Source organism: Alistipes montrealensis, from assembly GCF_018362775.1.
In the GTDB taxonomy this organism is placed as follows: domain Bacteria; phylum Bacteroidota; class Bacteroidia; order Bacteroidales; family Rikenellaceae; genus Alistipes; species Alistipes montrealensis.
Window position 1 is genome coordinate 40,595 of sequence record NZ_JAGYXY010000006.1, and the last position, 20,121, is coordinate 60,715.

General features: G+C 58.3%; 16 protein-coding genes. 4 read left to right on the forward strand and 12 right to left on the reverse strand.

Annotated features, from left to right (window positions below; translation table 11 throughout):
• Positions 1 to 93 precede the first annotated feature (93 nt).
• The 4 genes from KG007_RS11970 to KG007_RS11985 all read left to right on the forward strand — a co-directional run bounded on the left by KG007_RS11970 (position 94) and on the right by KG007_RS11985 (position 8,767).
• Positions 94 to 2,076, forward strand: coding sequence for a calcineurin-like phosphoesterase C-terminal domain-containing protein (locus KG007_RS11970; protein WP_213349095.1), 1,983 nt, complete (start codon positions 94 to 96; stop codon positions 2,074 to 2,076).
• A gap of 132 nt (positions 2,077 to 2,208) precedes the next feature.
• A complete protein-coding gene (locus KG007_RS11975) occupies positions 2,209 to 5,421 on the forward strand; it encodes a SusC/RagA family TonB-linked outer membrane protein (RefSeq protein WP_317194940.1) in 3,213 nt (1,070 codons plus the stop codon).
• Between the two features lie 18 nt (positions 5,422 to 5,439).
• Complete coding sequence (locus tag KG007_RS11980; RefSeq protein WP_213349098.1) at positions 5,440 to 7,236, forward strand: RagB/SusD family nutrient uptake outer membrane protein; 1,797 nt, start codon at positions 5,440 to 5,442, stop codon at positions 7,234 to 7,236.
• A 28-nt stretch (positions 7,237 to 7,264) separates the two neighbouring features.
• Positions 7,265 to 8,767, forward strand: a complete 1,503-nt coding sequence (locus KG007_RS11985) for a BACON domain-containing protein (protein ID WP_195461389.1) — start codon at positions 7,265 to 7,267, stop codon at positions 8,765 to 8,767.
• A gap of 238 nt (positions 8,768 to 9,005) precedes the next feature.
• Here the strand turns inward: KG007_RS11985 and rsxA are convergent, their stop codons facing one another.
• From rsxA to KG007_RS12045, 12 genes are all read right to left on the reverse strand, one after another.
• The gene (gene rsxA / locus KG007_RS11990; RefSeq protein WP_195461390.1) at positions 9,006 to 9,584 is read right to left on the reverse strand and encodes an electron transport complex subunit RsxA; all 579 of its coding nucleotides are present in this window, start codon (positions 9,582 to 9,584) and stop codon (positions 9,006 to 9,008) included.
• Positions 9,585 to 9,586: 2 nt separating this feature from the next.
• Positions 9,587 to 10,171 (reverse strand): RnfABCDGE type electron transport complex subunit E, encoded by a 585-nt coding sequence (locus tag KG007_RS11995; RefSeq protein WP_195461391.1) that lies wholly within the window; start codon positions 10,169 to 10,171, stop codon positions 9,587 to 9,589.
• Positions 10,164 to 10,814, reverse strand: coding sequence for an RnfABCDGE type electron transport complex subunit G (locus KG007_RS12000; protein ID WP_229095487.1), 651 nt, complete (start codon positions 10,812 to 10,814; stop codon positions 10,164 to 10,166). The genes KG007_RS11995 and KG007_RS12000 overlap by 8 nt, the downstream gene beginning before the upstream one ends.
• Positions 10,815 to 10,827: 13 nt before the next feature.
• Entirely contained in the window at positions 10,828 to 11,853 is a 1,026-nt protein-coding gene (locus KG007_RS12005) for an RnfABCDGE type electron transport complex subunit D (protein WP_213349100.1), read from the reverse strand.
• A 19-nt stretch (positions 11,854 to 11,872) separates the two neighbouring features.
• A complete protein-coding gene (gene rsxC, locus KG007_RS12010; protein WP_195461393.1) occupies positions 11,873 to 13,219 on the reverse strand; it encodes an electron transport complex subunit RsxC in 1,347 nt (448 codons plus the stop codon).
• A gap of 15 nt (positions 13,220 to 13,234) precedes the next feature.
• Positions 13,235 to 14,140, reverse strand: a complete 906-nt coding sequence (locus KG007_RS12015) for a Fe-S cluster domain-containing protein (RefSeq protein ID WP_213349102.1) — start codon at positions 14,138 to 14,140, stop codon at positions 13,235 to 13,237.
• Positions 14,140 to 14,559, reverse strand: coding sequence for a SoxR reducing system RseC family protein (locus tag KG007_RS12020; protein WP_213349105.1), 420 nt, complete (start codon positions 14,557 to 14,559; stop codon positions 14,140 to 14,142). Before KG007_RS12020 ends, KG007_RS12015 begins: the two co-directional genes overlap by 1 nt.
• A gap of 3 nt (positions 14,560 to 14,562) precedes the next feature.
• The gene (locus KG007_RS12025; RefSeq protein ID WP_195461396.1) at positions 14,563 to 16,143 is read right to left on the reverse strand and encodes an NAD+ synthase; all 1,581 of its coding nucleotides are present in this window, start codon (positions 16,141 to 16,143) and stop codon (positions 14,563 to 14,565) included.
• Between the two features lie 167 nt (positions 16,144 to 16,310).
• Positions 16,311 to 17,072 carry a zinc ribbon domain-containing protein gene (locus KG007_RS12030; RefSeq protein ID WP_195461397.1) on the reverse strand — a complete coding sequence of 254 codons (762 nt, stop codon included), beginning with the start codon at positions 17,070 to 17,072 and terminating at the stop codon, positions 16,311 to 16,313.
• A gap of 22 nt (positions 17,073 to 17,094) precedes the next feature.
• Complete coding sequence (locus KG007_RS12035; RefSeq protein WP_213349107.1) at positions 17,095 to 17,880, reverse strand: Nif3-like dinuclear metal center hexameric protein; 786 nt, start codon at positions 17,878 to 17,880, stop codon at positions 17,095 to 17,097.
• A 264-nt stretch (positions 17,881 to 18,144) separates the two neighbouring features.
• Positions 18,145 to 18,708, reverse strand: a complete 564-nt coding sequence (locus tag KG007_RS12040) for a MerR family transcriptional regulator (protein ID WP_213349110.1) — start codon at positions 18,706 to 18,708, stop codon at positions 18,145 to 18,147.
• A 2-nt stretch (positions 18,709 to 18,710) separates the two neighbouring features.
• On the reverse strand, positions 18,711 to 20,120 hold the full coding sequence (locus tag KG007_RS12045) for a methyltransferase RsmF C-terminal domain-like protein (RefSeq protein WP_213349114.1): 1,410 nt from the start codon (positions 20,118 to 20,120) through the stop codon (positions 18,711 to 18,713).
• Position 20,121 lies beyond the last annotated feature (1 nt).

Sequence of the window (20,121 nt, forward strand, 5' to 3'; positions counted from 1 at the left end):
CGTTCCGGAATCCCGCCCGGTCTATTATCGACACGATATTAGCAACCAATTTTCAAACGACAACCCGAATCACATCTAAAACGAGAACATGAAATGAAAAATGGAATAACTTATTTATTGCTGGCGCTCGCAGCGGCCTGGCTGTTCGTCGCCTGCGGCAGTAAGGATGGCGAAGGAACCCCTGCGGACAATTTCGACGTACAGTTCAAACTTCCGGCATCGATCGATGTCGCTAAAGGCGGGGAATACACCTTTGAAGTAATCACCGAGGGAGGGGGGGGGAAATCGCCTCTAACCACTGATTCATTCCTGCTGGAGTCGGACGCAGGAATATCCTACGTCTGCCCCATCGTTAAAACTTCTTCCGACAGCTTCACCATACGCCTATCCGACGGGTGCGAGACCGGTTATTACAAGGTCTTCATCAAAAGGGACACCCGGAAAAAATCGTTCGGAAGAACCTATCTAAACATCGGCGAAGACATAGGTTTCACGCCCGATCCGGGCTCCACCGTCTACGGAATCGTTTCATCGGCCGAAGGCGGTGTGCCGAATGTCGTGGTATCCGACGGCCATGAGGTGACCGTGACGGACGAGAACGGCATCTACCAACTCAAATCCGCTAAAAAATGGGGCTATGTCTTCATTTCCGTCCCGGGCGGCTATGAGGTTCCGTCCGACGGAGTCCTCCCCCGGTTCCATTACGCGCTGAAAAGCGGTCCCACAGTCGTCGAAAGAGCTGATTTCACGCTCAAAAAAGTAACCGGTCAGGACACCTACAAGGTCTTCATGCTCGGCGACATGCACCTGGCCAACCGCACGGGCGACAGCCAGCAGTTCGCCCAGTTCACGTCCGACCTGAGCGATTACATGACCCGCCACAGCGGGGAGAAGATGTATGCCATCACGCTCGGCGACATGACCTGGGACCTCTACTGGTATTCGAACAACTTCTATTTCCCCCAATACCTGAGCGCCGTCAACGCACAGCTCAAAGGCCTGCAGATATTCCACACCATGGGCAACCATGACAACGACTTCAAGACCACGTCGGATTACACCGCGGCGGTCAAATACGTGGACAATATCGCCCCGACTTATTACTCCTTCAATATCGGTCAGGTCCATTACATCGTCATGGACGACATCGACTGCAGCAACTACGACGGAACCGATTCGCGCAACTACTCGAAACGCATCTCCAGCGAACAACTGGACTGGCTTGCGAAAGACCTGTCGTATGTAGACAAGGCGACGCCCCTGGTCATCGTGATGCATGCGCAGGTATTCTATCCGACCACTACCGGATTCAGGATCGACCACGATGCGACCAACACCGCAAACCTTTTCAATATCCTCAACGGGTATAAGGTCGATTTCGTGACGGGACATACCCACATGCTCTTCAATGTGACGCCCGAAGCCTCGATCGTGGGCGGGCGGAATTTCCGGGAACACAACTCCGGCGCGGTATGCGCCTCCTGGTGGTGGTCGGGCCACCTTACGCCCGGCGTCCACGTCAGCCTCGACGGAACTCCGGGAGGATATGCCGTCTGGGATGTCTCCGGAACCGATTTCAAATGGTTCTACAAATCGACCGGATGGCCCGAAGATTACCAGTTCCGCAGTTACGACCTGAACAACGTTCATTTCTCGATGGACGACGTACCGCTGATGCCCTCGAGCACACCGGCCTCGGTCCAGAATGCGTATAAGAAATACGTCGACGCCTACCCCGCAAACACCAACAACGAGGTGCTGATCAATATCTGGAACTGGAGTTCGGACTGGACGCTCGATGTCGTCGATGAAAACAACAACAAACTGGCTTATTCGGAAGTCTGGGCCTACGATCCGCTCCATATAGCGGCGCTCTCCGTGCCGAGGTTCAACAACGCGAGCCTCAAATCGACGCCGTCGTTCATCACCGAAAAGTTCACGCATTTCTTCAAAGTGAAGGCTCCCGACGCCGACACCGACCTGACGATCACCGTCAAGGATGAATTCGGGAATACCTGGACCGAGAACATGCAGCGGCCGAAAGCATTCTCCACGGACGCCTATAAACGTAAATGACAATCGTCACATACCAATCCAACCTTTATTTAACTAACTAACACTGATCTTATGAGAGTATTTAGACCATTGGTTCTAACTCTGCTTTGGGTGTTGGGAGGAGGAATCCTATCCCTGTCGGCCCAGAACAGAGTGGTATCCGGGAAAGTTCTCGATACCAATCAACAACCTCTTGTTGGAGTAGCCGTCCTGGTCGATGGTACGACCAAAGGCGTCACAACCTCCGAAAACGGCAGTTTCTCCATTCAGGTTTCGGCCAAGGAGATTGTCCTGACCGTATCCTCCCTGGGCTACCTTACCCAAAAGGTAACGGTCGCCCCGTCCAAAAACGACATCACCGTCTACTTGCAAGAAGACGCCATTATGCTCGACGAAGCGGTCGTCATCGGTTACGGCACACAGAAAAAGGTCAACCTCACGGGCGCTGTCGCAACCGTAGGCGGCAAGGAACTCGAAAACCGCGTCGCCCACTCCCTGGGCAACATGCTGCAAGGTTCCGTAGCCGGTCTGAACGTCACCACTTCGGGCGGTAAGCCCGGCAGCACGCCGGCAATCAACATCCGCGGTGTAACGTCGATCAACACCGCCGACCCGCTCGTGCTGATCGACGGAGTCGAGGGCGACCTGAACCGCCTCAACCCCAACGACGTGGGTTCCATCTCGATCATCAAGGACGCATCGGCGGCAGCCGTTTACGGTGCGCGCGCCGCATTCGGCGTCATCCTGGTCACCACCAAGAGCGGCTCGGCCAAGGACGGCAAGGCAACGGTGCGTTACAGCGGCCGTTTCGGCTGGGAAGAAGCCACGACCTCGACCGACTACGAAAACCGCGGTTACTGGTCGGTCTACGCGGTCAACAAATTCTGGCAGGCCGACAACGGTCAGAATTTCGTCAATTACAACGACCGCGACATGCAGCAGTTGCTGGCACGCGTGAACGACAAAACGGAGCATCCCGACCGTCCGTGGGTCGTCGAAGAGGTGCGCAACGGCCGCAAACAGTGGGTCTACTACGGTAACTACGACTGGTGGGACATGCTCTACCGCGAAAAGCGCCCCGTGCAGCAGCACAGCGTATCGCTCAGCGGCGGCACGAAGGACATCACCTACCTCGTTTCGGGCGCCTACGACCGTCAGGCCGGCATGCAGCGCGCACACCCCGACATCTACAACAAGTATAACCTGCGTGCGAAGATCGATTTTAGGATCAACAAGTGGGCGACCTTCTCCAACAACACGTCGTTCTTCTCCTCGAACTACAAGTCGCTCGGCGACGGCAGCGTCGACAATACGGTCGCTTACAGCGCCAGCAACGCCTTCGCCTGCTTCCCCATGCAGAACCCCGACGGATCGTGGCTCTACGGCACACCGTATTTGGGCAGTTCCTACAAGGTCGCCAACGGCCGCCACATCCTGCTCAATGAAGGAACGCACCGCAACGTCGAGCGCCGGAGCGACCTCACCAACACCTCCCGCCTGGTCATCTCGCCGTTCAAAACGCTGAGCATCACAGGCGATTTCACCTACCGCTTCTACCAGGACCGCAATACGAGCCGGAGTTCGGCGTTCAACTACCGGGAATATCCCGACGGACCGATGCTCGCCTACGATACGGGCGCCGGCATGAACCAGCTCGACGAAGCGGTCAAAACCTACAACTACTACGCGACCAATGTCTTCGCCAACTACGAGGAAACCTTCAACGACGCACACCATTTGTCGGGCATGGCCGGTTTCAACTACGAGAAGTGGGGCAGCAAGAACGTATCGGCATGGGGCCAGGACCTCGAATCACTGGATCTCGACGACCTGAACCTCGTAGGCATGAACAAAGACCAGCAGACGATAACCGGAGTCGGCGGCGGCCAGAACGAATACGCCCTGATGGGCTTCTTCGGCCGTATCAACTACGACTACAAAGGGCGTTACCTCTTCGAGGTCAGCGGCCGCTACGACGGAACCTCCCGTTTCAAACAAGGCTACCGCTGGGGCTTTTACCCCTCGGCATCGATGGGCTGGCGTATTTCGGAAGAGTCCTTCTTCGGGGATGCGAAGAAAGTGGTGGACAACCTCAAACTGCGCGCATCGTTCGGCAGCCTGGGCAACCAGATCGTACGGGACACGAACCATAATCAGGTATACTACACCTACATGCGGCTGGTCACCCTGCATAATTTCGCAGGATACACCTTCGGCGACGGCGGTACGCTGGGCAAATACTCTTCGCTGGGTGCGCCCGTGGCTTCCGACCTGACGTGGGAGACCGCCCAGCAGTGGGACCTGGGTCTCGACGTTGCGATGTTCAACAACCGGCTCAATCTGACGGGCGATGTCTATATCCGCGACACGAAAGACATGCTGACCGCAGGAATCGCCCTGCCCGGCGTCTACGGAGCCGCCTCGCCCAACATGAACGCCGCCGACCTGCGGACGAAAGGCTACGAGCTTACCGTCAGCTGGCGCGACCAGTTCCAACTCGCCGGCAAACCGTTCGAATACAGCGTCGGATTCAACATCAGCGATTACAAGAGCGTCATCACCAAATACGACAACCCCGACAAATCGCTTTCCAAGCCCTATTACGTAGGCATGCAGTTGGGCGAAATCTGGGGCTTCAAGACCGACGGATTCTTCAAGACTACCGAAGAGGCACAGGCCTATGCCAAAGAGGTCGACCTGAGTTACAGCAGCGGCCGTCTGACCGGGGGCTGGCAGGCCGGCGACCTGAAGTTCGTCGACCTGGACGGCAACCACATCTGGGATGTCGGCGAAAACAAGGTCGGCAAGTCGGGCGACAAAACGATCCTGGGCAACGAGCTTCCCACGTTCTCCTACGGCATCAACGCCTCGATCCGCTGGTGCGGTTTCGACGCTTCGGTCTTCTTCCAGGGCACGGGCAACCACTACTGGTATCCCCACGGACGCGCCCAGGGCTTCTGGGGAAGCTATTCCTATCCCTACCTGTCCTATCTGCCGAAAGACTTCCTGGGCAAGGTATGGGCCGAGGACAACACCGACTCCTATTTCCCGCGCGCACGCGCCTATTCGTCGACGGGCGGCTACCTGGCCAAGGTCAACGACCGCTACCTGCAGAATCTGCGCTACCTGCGCCTGAAGAACCTCACCGTAGGCTACACCATCCCCATGAAGATCACCCAGAAAGCCGGCATCGACCAGGTCCGCATCTATTTCTCGGGCGAGAACCTCTGCTACTGGTCGCCGCTCAAGAAAAACAGCAAATACATCGACCCCGAGGCAGCTTTCAGCCGGGATAACGACGCCTACAACTACGCTCATTATCCGTGGCCCAGGACATTCATGTTCGGTATCGATGTAACTTTCTAACCTTATACTACGATCACAATGAAACGATTAATCATATTGGCCCTTGCCTTGACAACCGGTCTGACCGCATGCGAAGACTGGCTGGACAAGAAGCCGCTGGACAAAATTTCGCAGTACGACTATTTCAAGGATGCCACGGCGCTCGAACTGTTCAGCAACCCGTTCTATAACAACCTGCTGGCCAAAGAACCTTTCAAGGAACAGAGCGACCAGCTCGTCCAGTACAACCTCTCCAACGAGATGATCGGAGGCAACAAACGCACGGTTCCCTCCACGGGCGGCGGTTGGACCTGGACAGACCTGCGCCGCATGAACACCCTGCTGGCCATGGCCGCCGAATATTGCGAAGACCCGGCTGCCGTCACCAAGTACAGCGCCATCACGCGGTTCTTCCGCGCCTTCTTCTATTTCGATAAGGTAAAACGCTTCGGCGACGTACCCTGGTACGACAAGGAACTCGGCTCGGCCGATCCCGAACTCTACAAAGCACGCGATTCGCGCGAACTGGTCCTGACCAACATGATCAAGGACATCGACGACGCCGTCAACAGCGGCGGCCTGAGCGAGAAGGCGACCCCCTACCGTGTCAACAAGTGGACGGCGCTGGCGCTGAAAGCCCGGTTCTGCCTTTACGAGGGAACCTATCGCAAATACCACGGGATCAACCTCGAAGGGCACGACTACAAATACTACCTCGATCTGGCGGCGGAAACAGCCAAGCAGATTATGGACGAGAGCCCTTACAAACTCTTCAAAACCGGGAATCCAGCAACAGATTACGTGACGCTGTTCACAAAGGAAGATGCCGATGAGGGCGAGTATATGCTGGCCATCAAGAACGATGCAGGTCTCCAGATTTTCCACAATGCGACGGGATATGCCGTCATGGTGACGCAGGGCCGTCCGGGACTGACCCGCAAACTGGTCAACGCCTACCTGATGAAGGACGGTAAGAAATTCACCGATCAGCCCGGCTGGCAGGAGATGACGTTCCTCGAAGAGACGAAGAACCGCGACCCGCGCATGGCGCAGAGTGTCCGCACACCGGGATATACGCGCATCGGATCGACCACGGTCGAGGCTCCCGACATCAGCGTCGCCAACACCGGTTACCAGCTCGTCAAATTCGTCCAGGCGCGTCCGCCCGAGGGTGACCGCGGAGACAAGAGCACCTGCGACATGCCGGTTTTCCGCTTCACCGAAGTGCTGCTCAACTACGCCGAGGCCAAGGCCGAGGCGGGAACGCTCACGCAGGAAGACCTGCGCATCTCCATCAATCTGATCCGGAGCCGGGCCGGCATGCCGGACCTCGACATGGTTGAAGCCAATAAAAACCCCGACTGGTATCTTTCGTCCGAAGAGTACGGCTATCCCAACGTGACCGGCCCCAACAAGGGCGTGATTCTCGAGATCCGCCGCGAACGCGCCATCGAGTTGCTGGAAGAAGGCTTCCGCTACAACGACCTGATGCGCTGGAAAGCCGGTTACTGCATCGACCAGCCCATCACAGGCATCTATTTCCCCGGTCCCGGCGAGTACGACCTCTCGGGCGATGGAAAAGCCGACGTGATCCTCTATCCCAAAGGAAGCGCCAAACCCTCGGCGGGCGAAGGCGTCCAGGTTTACGAATTGGACAAGGACATCTACCTCACGGAAGAAAAGAGCAGCAAGGGTTACATGTTCTACCACAAGACCGTGGAGAGAACCAAGTTCAACGAAGGAAGGGACTATCTCTATCCGATCCCCAGCACCGAGCGCGAACTCAACCCGAACCTCGAGCAGAATCCGGGATGGAGCGACGGACTGAGTCACTAAGCCGAAAATTATTTAAAATTATACGATTATGAGATTTCTGAAATATATGACAGCCCCGATCCTTATGGCGGTCCTATGCTCCTTCTGGAGTTGCGACAAGGATGAGGACAAGCTCTCGGAGGCAGTCCTGGCAAGTGCCAGCACATTGAATTTCGAAGCGCAACGAGCGTCGGAAAAGATCATCACCGTCTATGCCGACGCCGACTGGGTGGCCGAAACACCCGACTGGGTGACGGTCACGCCCGATTCGGGAACCGGCGTAACGGACGTGACGATTTCGGTCACCGACAACCTGCGCGGCGGAACGCCGGACAACCCCCGGAAAGAGAAGATCGTTTTCAAGGGACGGACCCTTGCGAGCCAGGCCGAGGTGCTCATTACCCAGGACGGAGACAAATACAGGGACGTGAAAGAGTACACGATCGGCGAAGTCATCAAACTGGAAAACGAGACGGTCCTCTCTGTTCCCGAAGCAATCGTTATGGCCGTTACGTCCAAAGGCTTTATCGCGAGCGATGCGACGCAGACCGGCAACGTCTACGTGCTCAACAATTCGACGACGGAGAACGTGAGCGTCGGAGACCGAATCGCGTTCAAGGGCAGCAAATCGACCGATACGCAGTCCCTGGCCCTCGTCGAATGCGACATTCTGGAAACCGTCTCGTCCGGAACGGCGACCTACCCCGATGCGGACGACATAACCAGCAAGATCGACAAATACACCTCCGATACGCGCACTTACATTGCGGTAAGCGGCATGCTGAACGGCAATAATATCGTTGTCGACGGAGCTTCGTATTCGGTAAATATTACGGATGCTCCCGCAAGCATGGACCTCACTGCACTGAACGGGCATATCGTATATGTCAAGGGTTATTACGCAGGACTGGCCAAACCCGTAATCAGGATCATGGTCACCGACATCGAAGACAAAGGCGTGGCCAAGGTGATCTATTTCTCGGAAGATTTCGAGTGGCTCGATCCGTGGGCAAAAGCCGGCAACGCAGGCCGGACCGTCGAGACCGACGACCTCGGCGCAACAGCCCCGCAGATCGTAACCCCGGTTGTCAACGAAGTTTCGGCCCTCGACGCCCTTCTTACAAAGGGGTATGAATTACTGCGCGTCACCACCAAAACCGAGGGCGAATGTATCTATCTCCAGAACAACTACCTTAAATTCGGCAAAACGTCGTATCAGGCAGGTATCGTTCTTCCGAAAATCGACAATGTTCCGACCGGAGCCAAACCCATCATGTCGTTCGACTGGTGTCCGATGCGCCAGGGTTCGGGCACGATCGACCCCGTCAACCTGATCGTCATCGTCGCCAACGGAGACAATGAGGTAACATTCGACATTCCCGAATCGGGCTTCGAAAAGGGTCAGAAACTTTCATGGATCAGGGCCGAAGTCGATCTCACCGGAATACCGATCACCAAAGACACCAAGATCACGCTCCGCCAGACGCAGTGGCCCGCAGCTACGGCCAACCGCTGGTTCCTCGACAATATCGAGATAGCCGAAGCTCCTTGATGACTCTCCGGTAAAGCACGCTTTACAAACGAACAGCCGCCAGCCCTGCATTCGCAGAACTGGCGGCTGCCCGTTTACACACCGCCAAAAGCGGAATAAACCCTGATTCCCGGTATTGCGGTCTTCGGTCCATACAACGGCCGCCATGCGCCGTGAAAAACCCCGGACAAGAAGTACTTACCGTACATCCCATCCGGGGATTGGAGGACTGCGGCAGGTACGCCGCAATCAGCGAAAATCAGACCAGGCCCGAGAATCCCATAAATGCCATGGCCAGAATCCCGGCCGTGATCAGCGCAATGGGAATGCCCTTGAACGCCTTGGGTACGTCCTCGAAATCGAGGCGTTCGCGGATACCCGCGAAGAGCACCAGCGCAAGGGCGAAACCGAGGGCCGTAGCCACCGAATAGGTAACGCTCTGCAACAGGTTGAACTCCTTCTGGATCATCAGGATCGCAACGCCGAGCACGGCGCAGTTGGTGGTGATGAGCGGCAGGAAGATGCCCAGCGCCTGGTAAAGCGACGGCGAGAGTTTCTTGAGCATGATCTCGACCATCTGCACCAGCGCAGCGATCACGAGGATAAAGACGATCGTCTGCATGTAAACGATATCCAGCGGCACGAGCACATACGTCTGGATCAGCCATGCCACGAGGGCGGCGATAGCCATCACGAAGGTTACGGCGGCTCCCATACCCATCGAGGTCTCGACTTTCGACGACACGCCCAGGAAGGGGCAGATGCCGAGGAACTGCGCCAGTACGACGTTGTTAACGAAGATGGCGCCGATGATGATTGCAAAATAGGAAAGCTCCATAACTATTTCTTGGCTAATTTGTTAAACAATACCATCAGGTAACCCAGCACCAGGAATGCTCCCGGAGCCAGCACGAAGATCAGCGGAGCGACATCCGTGAAGCCGAGGTTGACGCCGAAGATGGCGCCGCTGCCCAGGATTTCGCGCACAGCGCCCACGACCGTCAGCGCCAGCGTGAAGCCCAGGCCGATACCGACGCCGTCGAGGATCGAATCCAGCGGCGTATTCTTCGAAGCGAACGCTTCGGCACGGCCCAGGATGATGCAGTTCACCACGATCAGCGGGATGAAGACGCCCAGCGCGCCGTACAATGCCGGGACATAGGCCTGCATCAGCATCTGGATGATCGTCACGAACGAGGCGATCACGACGATGAACGCCGGAATACGCACCTTGTCGGGAATGATGTTCTTGATCAGCGAAATCACGAGGTTCGACATGATCAGCACGGCCATCGTCGCCAGTCCCATGCCCATGCCGTTCCCGGCCGAGGTCGTCGTTCCCAGCGTGGGACACATGCCCAGCACCAGCACGAACGTCGGGTTGTTCTTGACGATACCGCTCAATACAATCTGCAACTTATTCATTTTGCCCTCCTTCCTGAGCCGCAGGCTCGTTGGTTTGTGATGCGCCGGATGCCGTATCGGCCGGATCCGTACCCGTCGCCACGCTCTTGTAAGCCATCCACGCGCGGTTTACCGCGTCGACATAGGCGCGCGACGAGATCGTCGCGGCGGTCAGCGCATCCACGTCGCCGCCGTCTTTGGTAACGGCCAGCCGGCCGTTCACGAGTTTCTTCGATTCGAGTTTCCGGCCCTTGACGCTCGTGAGCAACACGTTGCCCTCGTCAGCCATCTTGGTTCCGAGGCCCGGGGTCTCGGTCTGCTCCAACACGTTGACGTTCACGACCTCGCCCTCGGGGGTGAAGCCCACCATCAGGCGGATCACGCCGCCGAAGCCCTGCTTGGTCATCGACTGCACGGCATAACCGCTCACGCTGCCCGCCGAAGTCGCCGTATAGACCACAATCGGCATGTCGTCGATGGTCAGCTCTTCGGTCGTCGTCGCGTCGAACGCCGGGAGCACCTCGTTCAGAGCCGCCAGCGTCGCAGCCTCTTTGGCCGCCGCAATCGGCTCGACGGTAATCATATTGACGAAGCCCACTCCCGCCGAAGCCACGAGGGTAATGCCGAAGAGGACGGCCGTCATATTCAAAAGTGTACTTTTCATGCTGCCACCTCCTCTATTTTACGCCGAAGCGCTTGGGTTTGACATATTTGTTGATCAGGGGCACACAGGCGTTCATGATCAGGATCGCAAACGACATGCCCTCGGGATAAGCGCCCCACAGACGGATGCACATCGTGATCAGGCCGATTCCCACGGCGAAAATCACGCCGCCCTTCACCGTCATCGGCGAAGTCGAGTAGTCCGTCGCCATAAAGATCGCGCCGAGCATCGCACCGCCCGCAAGGACATGGAATATACCGGCCCTCCACGCAGTCCCGAAGAGGTATCCCAGTTTATAACCGGCCGAATAGGCTCCGTCGGCAGCCTGCGGAAGCGCGTCGAACGACACGGAGCACATCGCAACCACCCCGGCAAACAGGGCCATCGTCACGAGCACCGTCACGGGAATGTGCCACGTAATCACACGCCGCCACAGCAGGTAGACGAAGCCGCACAGCAACGCCGCAGCAGCCACTTCGCCCAGCGAACCGGGCATATTGCCCAGCAGCATCTCCTGTACGCCCATCACTGCGGGCGATGCGCCGTGCTTCACGGCCGCCAGCGCCGTCGCGCCCGACAGGGCGTCGAACGAACCGTTCACCGGCAGCGGCCAGGTAGTCATCTGCACCGGGTAGGCGATCAGCAGGAACACACGTCCCACCAGTGCGGGGTTGAAGGGGTTCTTTCCCAGTCCGCCGAAGGTCATCTTCGCCACGGCGATAGCCACGAAAGCGCCCATCACGACGATCCACCAGGGAATCGACGACGGCAGGTTGAAGGCCAGCAACACGCCGGTCACCACGGCCGACCAGTTGCCGATGGTCGACGCCCCGCGAACCATGAATTTCTGAATCAGATACTCGATCACCACGCACGATGCCACGGAAAGAGCCGTAACGCGCAGCACGTCCAGACCGAACACCATCGTCGACACGACCAGCGCAGGCATCAGCGCGATCACAACGTCGCGCATGATCCGGGTCGTCGACTGGGCAGTCTGCACATGGGGTGCTGGAGCCACAATGAGTTTATTAGCCATATCTATACTGTTTTTTCATTTACTTTTTAGGTGCAGCGGCGGCGCGCGCACGGATCAGCCCCATCACGGTCTGTTTGCCGAGGCGCACCCAGTCCAACAGCGGCAGGTATGCCGGACACGTCGACTGGCAGCAGCCGCACTCGATGCACGAAGTGATCATCAGGGCTTCCAACTCGTCCCAGCCTTTTTTCTGCGTCATCTTCGAAAGATAGTAGGGCTCCAGTCCCATCGGGCAGGCGGAGACGCACTTGGCACACTTGATACACTGCGAAGCCTCGCGGCGCTGTGCGTCGCGGCCCGACATGACGGTAATACCCGAACAACCCTTCGTCACGGGCGAGTCGAGGTTGACCATCGCCCGGCCCATCATCGGGCCGCCGTTGATCACCTTCCGGGCATCTTCGGGAAGACCTCCGGCAGCCTCCAGCAGCGCCGAGACCGGCGTACCCATGCGGGTCAGCAGGTTCTTCGGCTCCTTCAGGCTCTTGCCGGTGACAGTCACCACGCGTTCGATCAGCGGTTTGTTCTTCAACACGGCCTGGTAAACCGCAAAAGCCGTCGAAGCATTGCACACCACGGCGCCCACGTCGATCGGCAGTGCCGGCGGAGGCGGAACCTGGCGGCCCGTGACGGCTGCGATCAACTGCTTCTCACCGCCCTGCGGATACATCACCTTCAGGGGTACGATTTCGATGCCTGCATACCCCGCGGCGATCTGCCGGAGATGCGCAATGGCGTCGGGTTTATTGTTTTCGATACCGATACATGCCTTCTGCACACCCACGGCCTTCATCAGGATCGTGACGCCCACGATCAATTCCTCGCCATGCTCCAGCATCGTGCGATGGTCCGAAGTGAGATAAGGTTCGCACTCCACACCGTTGATAATAACGACATCGGCCTTCTTTCCGGGAGGGACCGAAAGTTTCACATGCGTGGGGAACGTCGCGCCGCCCATGCCGACGATGCCGGCGTCCTTGATCTTGGCCACGATCTCCTGCGCCGAGAAGGGACAAACCTTCACCAGCGCGTCCGAACGGTCGATCCCCTCGGCCCAGTCATCGCCTTCGCGCTTGATGGTAATCATCATCTGGCGCAGGCCCTGGCCGTTAACGGCCATGTCGACAGCCGTAACCGTACCCGAAACCGGGGAGTGAATGTTCGCCGACATGAAGCTGCCGGCCTCGGCGATGAGCTGTCCCGTGAGCACCTTGTCGCCTTTGGCGACCTTGGCGACTGCCGGGGCTCCGATGTGCTGTGCGAGGGGAATCGTCACCACCTCGGGCAGCGGAAGCACCTCGATCGGTTTGGCGCAGCTCAGCTTATTTTCCGACGGATGGACTCCGCCCATTGGAAATGTCTTCATTGTTGTAGTCTCTTTTTACGATTCTTTGTTAGCGGCAGGTGCAGGCTCGGCTTTCGGCGCAACGGGAGCGGCGGGCGCTGCCGGGGTTTTCGGGGCCTTGGGCAGCGGGTCCATGCCGACGAGCCGGATGGCGCCCGTGGGACACTCGTTCACACACTTGCGGCACAGTTTGCACTTCTGCGGATCGATATAAGCGAGGTTATTCTCCACGGTGATCGCGTCGAACGCGCACACCTTCACACACTTGCCGCAGCCGATACACCCGGCCTTGCAGGCCTTCATCACCACGGCCCCCTTGTCCTTCGACACGCACGACACGTAAACCGCACGGTTCTTGGGCCACTTTTTCCGCAGCTCGATGATCATCTTCGGACACGCCTTCACGCAGGCGCCGCAAGCCGTACATTTGTCGGCGTCGACCTCCGGGAGCCCCGTTGCCGGATCAATGTGAATGGCGTCGAAGGCGCAGACCGCGACGCAGTCGCCGAAACCGAGGCAGCCGAACGAACAGCCCGTCTCACCCACATAGAGCGACGAAGCCACGGCACACGATTTGGCCCCGTTATAATCGTTGGTACGGGGACGTTTTTCGCACGTACCGCCGCAGCGGACGGTCGCCACCTCGGGCTGCTTCTCGGCAGCGGCTTTTCCGAGGTATGCGGCCACGGCTTTCATCGTATCGCCGCCACCCACAGGGCAGAAGAGCGCCGAGATGTCGTCGCGCTTCACGAGCGCGTCGGCCAGGCCCCGGCAGCCGGCGAATCCGCAGCCGCCGCAGTTGGCTCCGGGCAGCATCTTCTCCACCTCGTCTATTCTCGGGTCCTCGTCGACCCGGAATTTCTGGGCCACGAAATAGAGGATTACCGCCGAGAGCACTCCCAGCGCACACAGCGTCAGGATCGTGTAAAGTAATACTTCCATCAGTAGTTTTTAGTTATTGTAAATTGAATTGTGTGTTCGATTTTACGGCGGAAGAGCCACAGCACGAAATAATAAACGCCCACGCCCGCAATAGCGGCGAGGGCGCTGAGGCCTTCACTGAGTCCCGCAAGGATCGCCCCGACCAGAACGGCCAGCAGCACGACCAGCGCCCCGACATAGGCCAGCACGACGGCCCGGATGCCCGCACTCCGGCGCACTCCGACCATCACGGCCCCGCCGACGGCATACTGCCCGGCCTCGGGGGTCGTCACGACGACGATCTTGTCCTGCGCTTCCGCCAGGCCGCACGCTTCGCGGGCCTTACAGGTTCCGCAGGCACTCCGGGAGGTAATTCGCACATAGACCGTGTCGCGCTCCGTGCGTTCCACCACGCCGCTGTGTTCGATCAGGTCCGCCACGCCTCAGTCTCCGTATTTATTGGTAAGGGGCATCAGCCGCTCGTGGCCGAATGTACACGACGAGAGACGCAGCACGGGCGGGAACTGGTAACGTTTCTTTTCGTTACGCATGATCATGGCGTGGATCTTCTCCACGACCTCCGAATCGAAACCCGCGTTGACGATCTCTTCGCGGTGCTGTCCCTCCTCGATCATGCGGAACAAAATGGCGTCCACCACCTCGTAGGGCGGCAGGATGTCGCTGTCCTTCTGTCCGGGGTGCAGCTCCGACGAAGGCTCCTTGGTCAGGATATTCTCGGGAATCACGTCGCCCTGCATCCGGTTGATGTAACGGGCCACGTCGTACATTTCGCTTTTGTAGAGGTCGCCCGTAGGGCTGAAAGCGCCTGCCGTATCGCCGTACAGCGTACAGAGCCCCAGTGCATTTTCGCTCTTGTTCGAGGAGTTCAGCAGGATGTAGTCCGTCTTGTTCTGCAAGGCCATCAGCAGCACCGTGCGGATGCGCGTCTGGATATTCTCCTCCGTAGCGTCGAACTCCGTGCCGCCGATGACCGGCTTGAGGGTGTTCACCACGCTGGTATAGATTTCCGAAATAGGAATGACGTTGTATTCGATGCCGAGGTTGCGCGCCAGTTCCTTGGCGTCCTCGACCGATTCATGGGACGAGAAGGGCGAGGGCATCAGCAGCGCGCGGACATTCTCCGCACCCAGCGCATCGACGGCGATGCAGGCTACGACCGCCGAGTCGATACCGCCCGAAAGTCCGATCGAAGCCTTCCGGTAACCGTTTTTGCGGAAGAAGTCCCTCAGTCCGCAGCAAGCGGCCTCGTAAACCAGGCGCGTGCGATCGTTGTAGGTCGAAGGGACCGTCACCGGCTCCGCAGCCGCTTTGGTATCGAAAATCTGGAAATCTTCTTCGAAATTCTTCATCATCAGCACCAGCTCGCCGCGGCTGTTCAGCGCGCCCGACGTACCGTCGTAAACGATGTCCGTCGAACCGCCCACCTGATTGACCAGGACGAGATTCTTACTCTCGACGAAGGCCAGGTTGCGCATCATCTCGTAACGGTAGGTCATGGTTCCCTTACCGTATTTGCGGGCGTTGACCGAAATGATCGTCTCGACCGACTGGTCGAAATCGTGTTCACGGCTCAGGTCGTCACCCACGATGATCGCACATTTATGCCCCTTGATCGTAGCGTATTCATACCCTTTCGAAGGAACCAGGAAACCCATTTCACGGCGTGCGGTGATGTATTTCTTGCCGACGTAGCGCAGCACCTTACGGTCCTGGATCAGCGCCGCGGCACTGATCGTACCCTCCGCCGTGAGGATCGGGAGGCCGACGATGGCGGCGATGCCGTCGCAGCACGAGGCGATTTCGACCAACGCATCCTCGCACAGTTCGAGGAAAGTCGTCTTACGCAGCAGGTCGAAGGCGGGGGTTCCGCTCACGGCCTGTTCCGCAAAAACTACCAGGTCGGCATGCTGTGCTTTCGCTTTGTGGATGGAGTCGATGATCTTCGAGGCATTGCCGTCCACGTCTCCGATCGTGTAATTCAGCTGAGCTATGGCTATTTTCATGCGAGTAATTTAAGTCGGAAAATTACAACTTCGCAAAGTTAAGGATTATTTGCAAAAGACGGAAAGATTTTCGATGTTAATAAATTAACATTCGCGCATTTACAAAAAATTTTAAAAACAAAAAAAGGCTCCCGGTGAAGGAAGCCTTTTCAAAATTCACAATGCGTCTATTCCTGCGGTTCGTCGGGATCGGCGACAAGGATGCGGCCGCAGTATTCGCAGATGATAATCTTTTTGCCCTGGCGGATGTCCACCTGGCGCTGGGGCGGGATGCGGTTGAAGCAACCTCCGCAGGCGTCGCGCTTCACGGTCACCACCGCCAGCCCGTTGCGGACGTTGCGGCGGATACGGTCGTAAGCCGACAGCAGGCGCTCGTCGATCTTCTCCTTGACGCGCTCGCCCTGCACGGCATATTCCGCTACCAGCGGAGCCGTCTCGGCTTCGATGCCCTCCAGTTCGGACTTTTTGGCCGTGAGATCGGCAGCACGCTCCTTGGAAAGGTTTTCAGCCTCCTCCAACTGGAGTTTTTTGACCTTCACACCGGCGGAATACTCCTTCAGACGCTTCTCGGCCAACTCGATTTCGAGTTCCTGGTACTCGATCTCCTTGGTGATGGCATCGAACTCACGGTTGTTGCGCACGTTGTTCTGCTGCTCCTTGTAGTTGCCGATCATGATTTTTGCCTGGTCCACCTCGCGTTTGCGCTGCTTGGTCAGCGTGTTCAGCTCCTCGATCTCGGCATTGATGTGTTCGATGCGGGTTTTCATCCCGGTCATCTCATCTTCGAGATCCTGAACCTCGAGGGGCAGTTCACCTTTCACCTTGTTGATTTCGTCGATTTTGCTGTCGATTTTCTGGAGCTCATAAAGCGCCATGATCTTCTCCTGCATCGAATAATCAACCTCGGCCGTCTTCTTTTGCGTTGCCATATATTGTCTTTATAGTTTAGACTTAAACCAGATAGTTTACCGGATTACGCGAGCGTTCACTCTTGCGAACCGCAAAGGTACATAAATTTTTCGATAAAATATCAAATATTAATTGAATTGCGCAATATTCGCTTTCAAAATGGCCTATATCTGCTACGGTGAGGGCTTTATCGGGCGTCATGAAGTCGTTGTACTTCATATCGGCGGTGATATAAATATCGGCCCCGGCGCGGCGTGCTTCGCCGATCAGCGAAGCCCCGGCCCCGGTGCAGACCGCCACGCGGCGCACTTCGCAAGCCGCTATGTCACTGTGCCGTACGACGCTCACTTCAAGCCGCCGCCGGATAAACCGCATAAAACCCAGGGTATCAATCGCTTCAGGCAACTCGCCCACAACGCCGAATCCCGCGCCGTCCCCGGCCTGAGAAGGTTGCAAAACCTCCAGCTTTCCGACGCCCAGCATTTCGGCCAGCCGCCAGCTCATGCCCCCAGGAGCGCTGTCGAGGTTGGTATGGCAGGCATAGAGCGCAATCCGGCTGCGGATGGCCCGCTCGACGCACCGCTGAACGGGGTCGGCCGAGTTGAACCGCTTGAGCGCATGGAAGACGATCGGATGGTGGGTTATCACGATATCGCACCCCTCGGCTTCAGCCTCGTCGAGCACCTCTTCCGTAACGTCCACAGCCAGCAGCGCCTTGTGCACCTCGTCGTCCTCACGGCCGACGATAAGTCCCGCATTATCATAGGATTCCTGCCACCGAAGCGGAGCAAAGCGTTCGATAACGTCGGTTATTTGCTTGATAGTCATATGAGTTAATTATTATTGTATCCCGTTATAGGAATTCTTCGCCGCCCACGCCTGCGAAATTCTGTACTTTTTTCCGCAAAAACTCTCCGACTGATACCTTCGCCTGCAACAAACCGTCTAACGCTGGCTCCGGGCGACTATTCGCGGGTTTGCAAGCAAACCGTCCCCTCCGCTCGCGCTTTTAGCCGAATCGTCGCTTCACGGCTCCGGTATCGGGTCGGAATCCTCTCCTGCTGCCAAAATGAATAATCGGCAGGCTTGGCGCTAAAACAACGACTGCTCGTAAAACGCGAACAACTCCTTGTTTTCGACCTCCTCCTTTTTGCGGCGGGGCTTGCGCGCGGCACGTTTGGCGGCAGGCTGTGCGCCGTCGGCGGCCGCTTCGCCCGACTGCTCGTCGATTTTCACGACGGCCTTAGCCCTGCGGCGCACGGGCGCTTCGGGCCCGGCAGCGGAGTCTGCAACATCGGCGTCCGGGACGGCGACGATCTCGCCCTCACCGGCTTTCAGGTCCTCGCGAACCTCCACGAGCAGGGCGCGGATGCGCTGCAAACGCTCCATCAGTTCGGTGTCGCGGTCTACGCCGCTCTCGGCAGGAGCCTTCCGGAGCGCCTTCTTGGCTCCTTCGAGCGTCATGCCGCGCTCCTTGACCAAGTGGTAGATCATTTTGAGGTTCTCGACATCCTCGGGCGAGAAGAGGCGGTTGCCTTTCTTGTTACGCTTGGGGCGAAGGATGCTGAACTGCGACTCCCAGTGGCGGATCAGCGACGTATTGACATCGAACATCTCGGCCACCTCGCCCATCGAATAAAAAAGTTTATCGGCCATATCTATTGTTTTATAATTCGCAATGAATTGGGGTACAGGTTATTTACCCGTACACCGATCCGCTTGGCGAAACCCAGTGCACGCCCCCGTGCACACACGAGGTTCATCCCTTCGGCCAATTCGCCGGCGGCGATGTCCTGTTTACGCAGGAAACGCAGCGCCTCCTCCCCGTCCAGCTCCGCCACAGGCAGCGCACCGCGGTTCAGCCCCTCGAAAAAGGCCAGTGCAGGGTCCGGCTTCAGCACGCCTTTGAACACCTGACCCAGCGCCACCCCCGAATAGATCACGGGCAGCGCCTCGGACAACGCCCGGACTGCGTCCGCCTGTGCGGCGTACCACGCATAGCAGGTGTCGGCGACCACGGCAAAGCGCATCCGCTCGGGTTCCCGCACCCAACGGGCCAGTTCGGCGACGGCCTTTCGGTCGGCAGCCGCAAATACCGTGCGGCGTGCCTTCGGCGTACGCACGCGCCCTCCGGCATCGAAGGATTTGCGGGCCACGGCGGCAAAGAACCCTTCGCCGCAGGCCCGGTGGGGATAGAAGCGGAACGTACGGAACGCTCCGACACGTCCGCAGACGACACCCCACGCATCCTCCACGGTAATTTCGTCCGACCCGGCGATCTCGTCCCCGGCCCACGCGAGCATCCGTTCGAGCGAACCTTCGTCCTCGTCGCGGTTGAACGTACAGGTGCTGTAAACGAGCGTTCCGCCCGGTTTCAGGGCCCGCCACGCTTCGCGCAGGATTTCATCCTGGCGCACAGCGCATTGTTTTACGTTGCCTTCGCTCCATTCGGCCCGGGCGCCGGGGTCCTTGCGGAACATCCCCTCGCCGGAGCAGGGAGCGTCCACCGCCACCACGTCGAACCAGGCTTCGAAATCGCCCAGCGCACGCGGTTCGCAGGTCACGACGGCCACATTGCCCGTCCCCCATTTGCGCACGTTATCCGCCAGTACCGAGGCGCGGCGGCGGTCGATCTCATTGGCGACGACCAGTCCGCCGGGTCCCGCAAGCGAGGCATAAAGCGTAGTCTTACCGCCCGGAGCCGCACACAGGTCGAGGATACGCGCCCCTTCGGTCCGCACACCGTCGAGCAGGCGCCCCACGAACTGCGACGAAGCCTCCTGCACGTAGTAAGCCCCGGCATGGAAATCGGGATCGAGCGTAAACTGCGGACGCACGGCGAGATAACGCCCGTCGGGATTCCACGGCACACGCCCGGCGATTTCCAGGGCCGAAAGCCCGGGGTCCGATCCGCCGGAAGCGCACTCCGAAACCCCGGCGCCGGTCTTGGCGGGATTCAGGCGCACGGACACCGGCGGCTCTCCGTCGAGCGCCGCACAGAGAGCCCTGCCCTCCGCTTCACCGAGATCGCACAGGACCCGTTCTTCGAATTTCACGGGCAGCGTCATG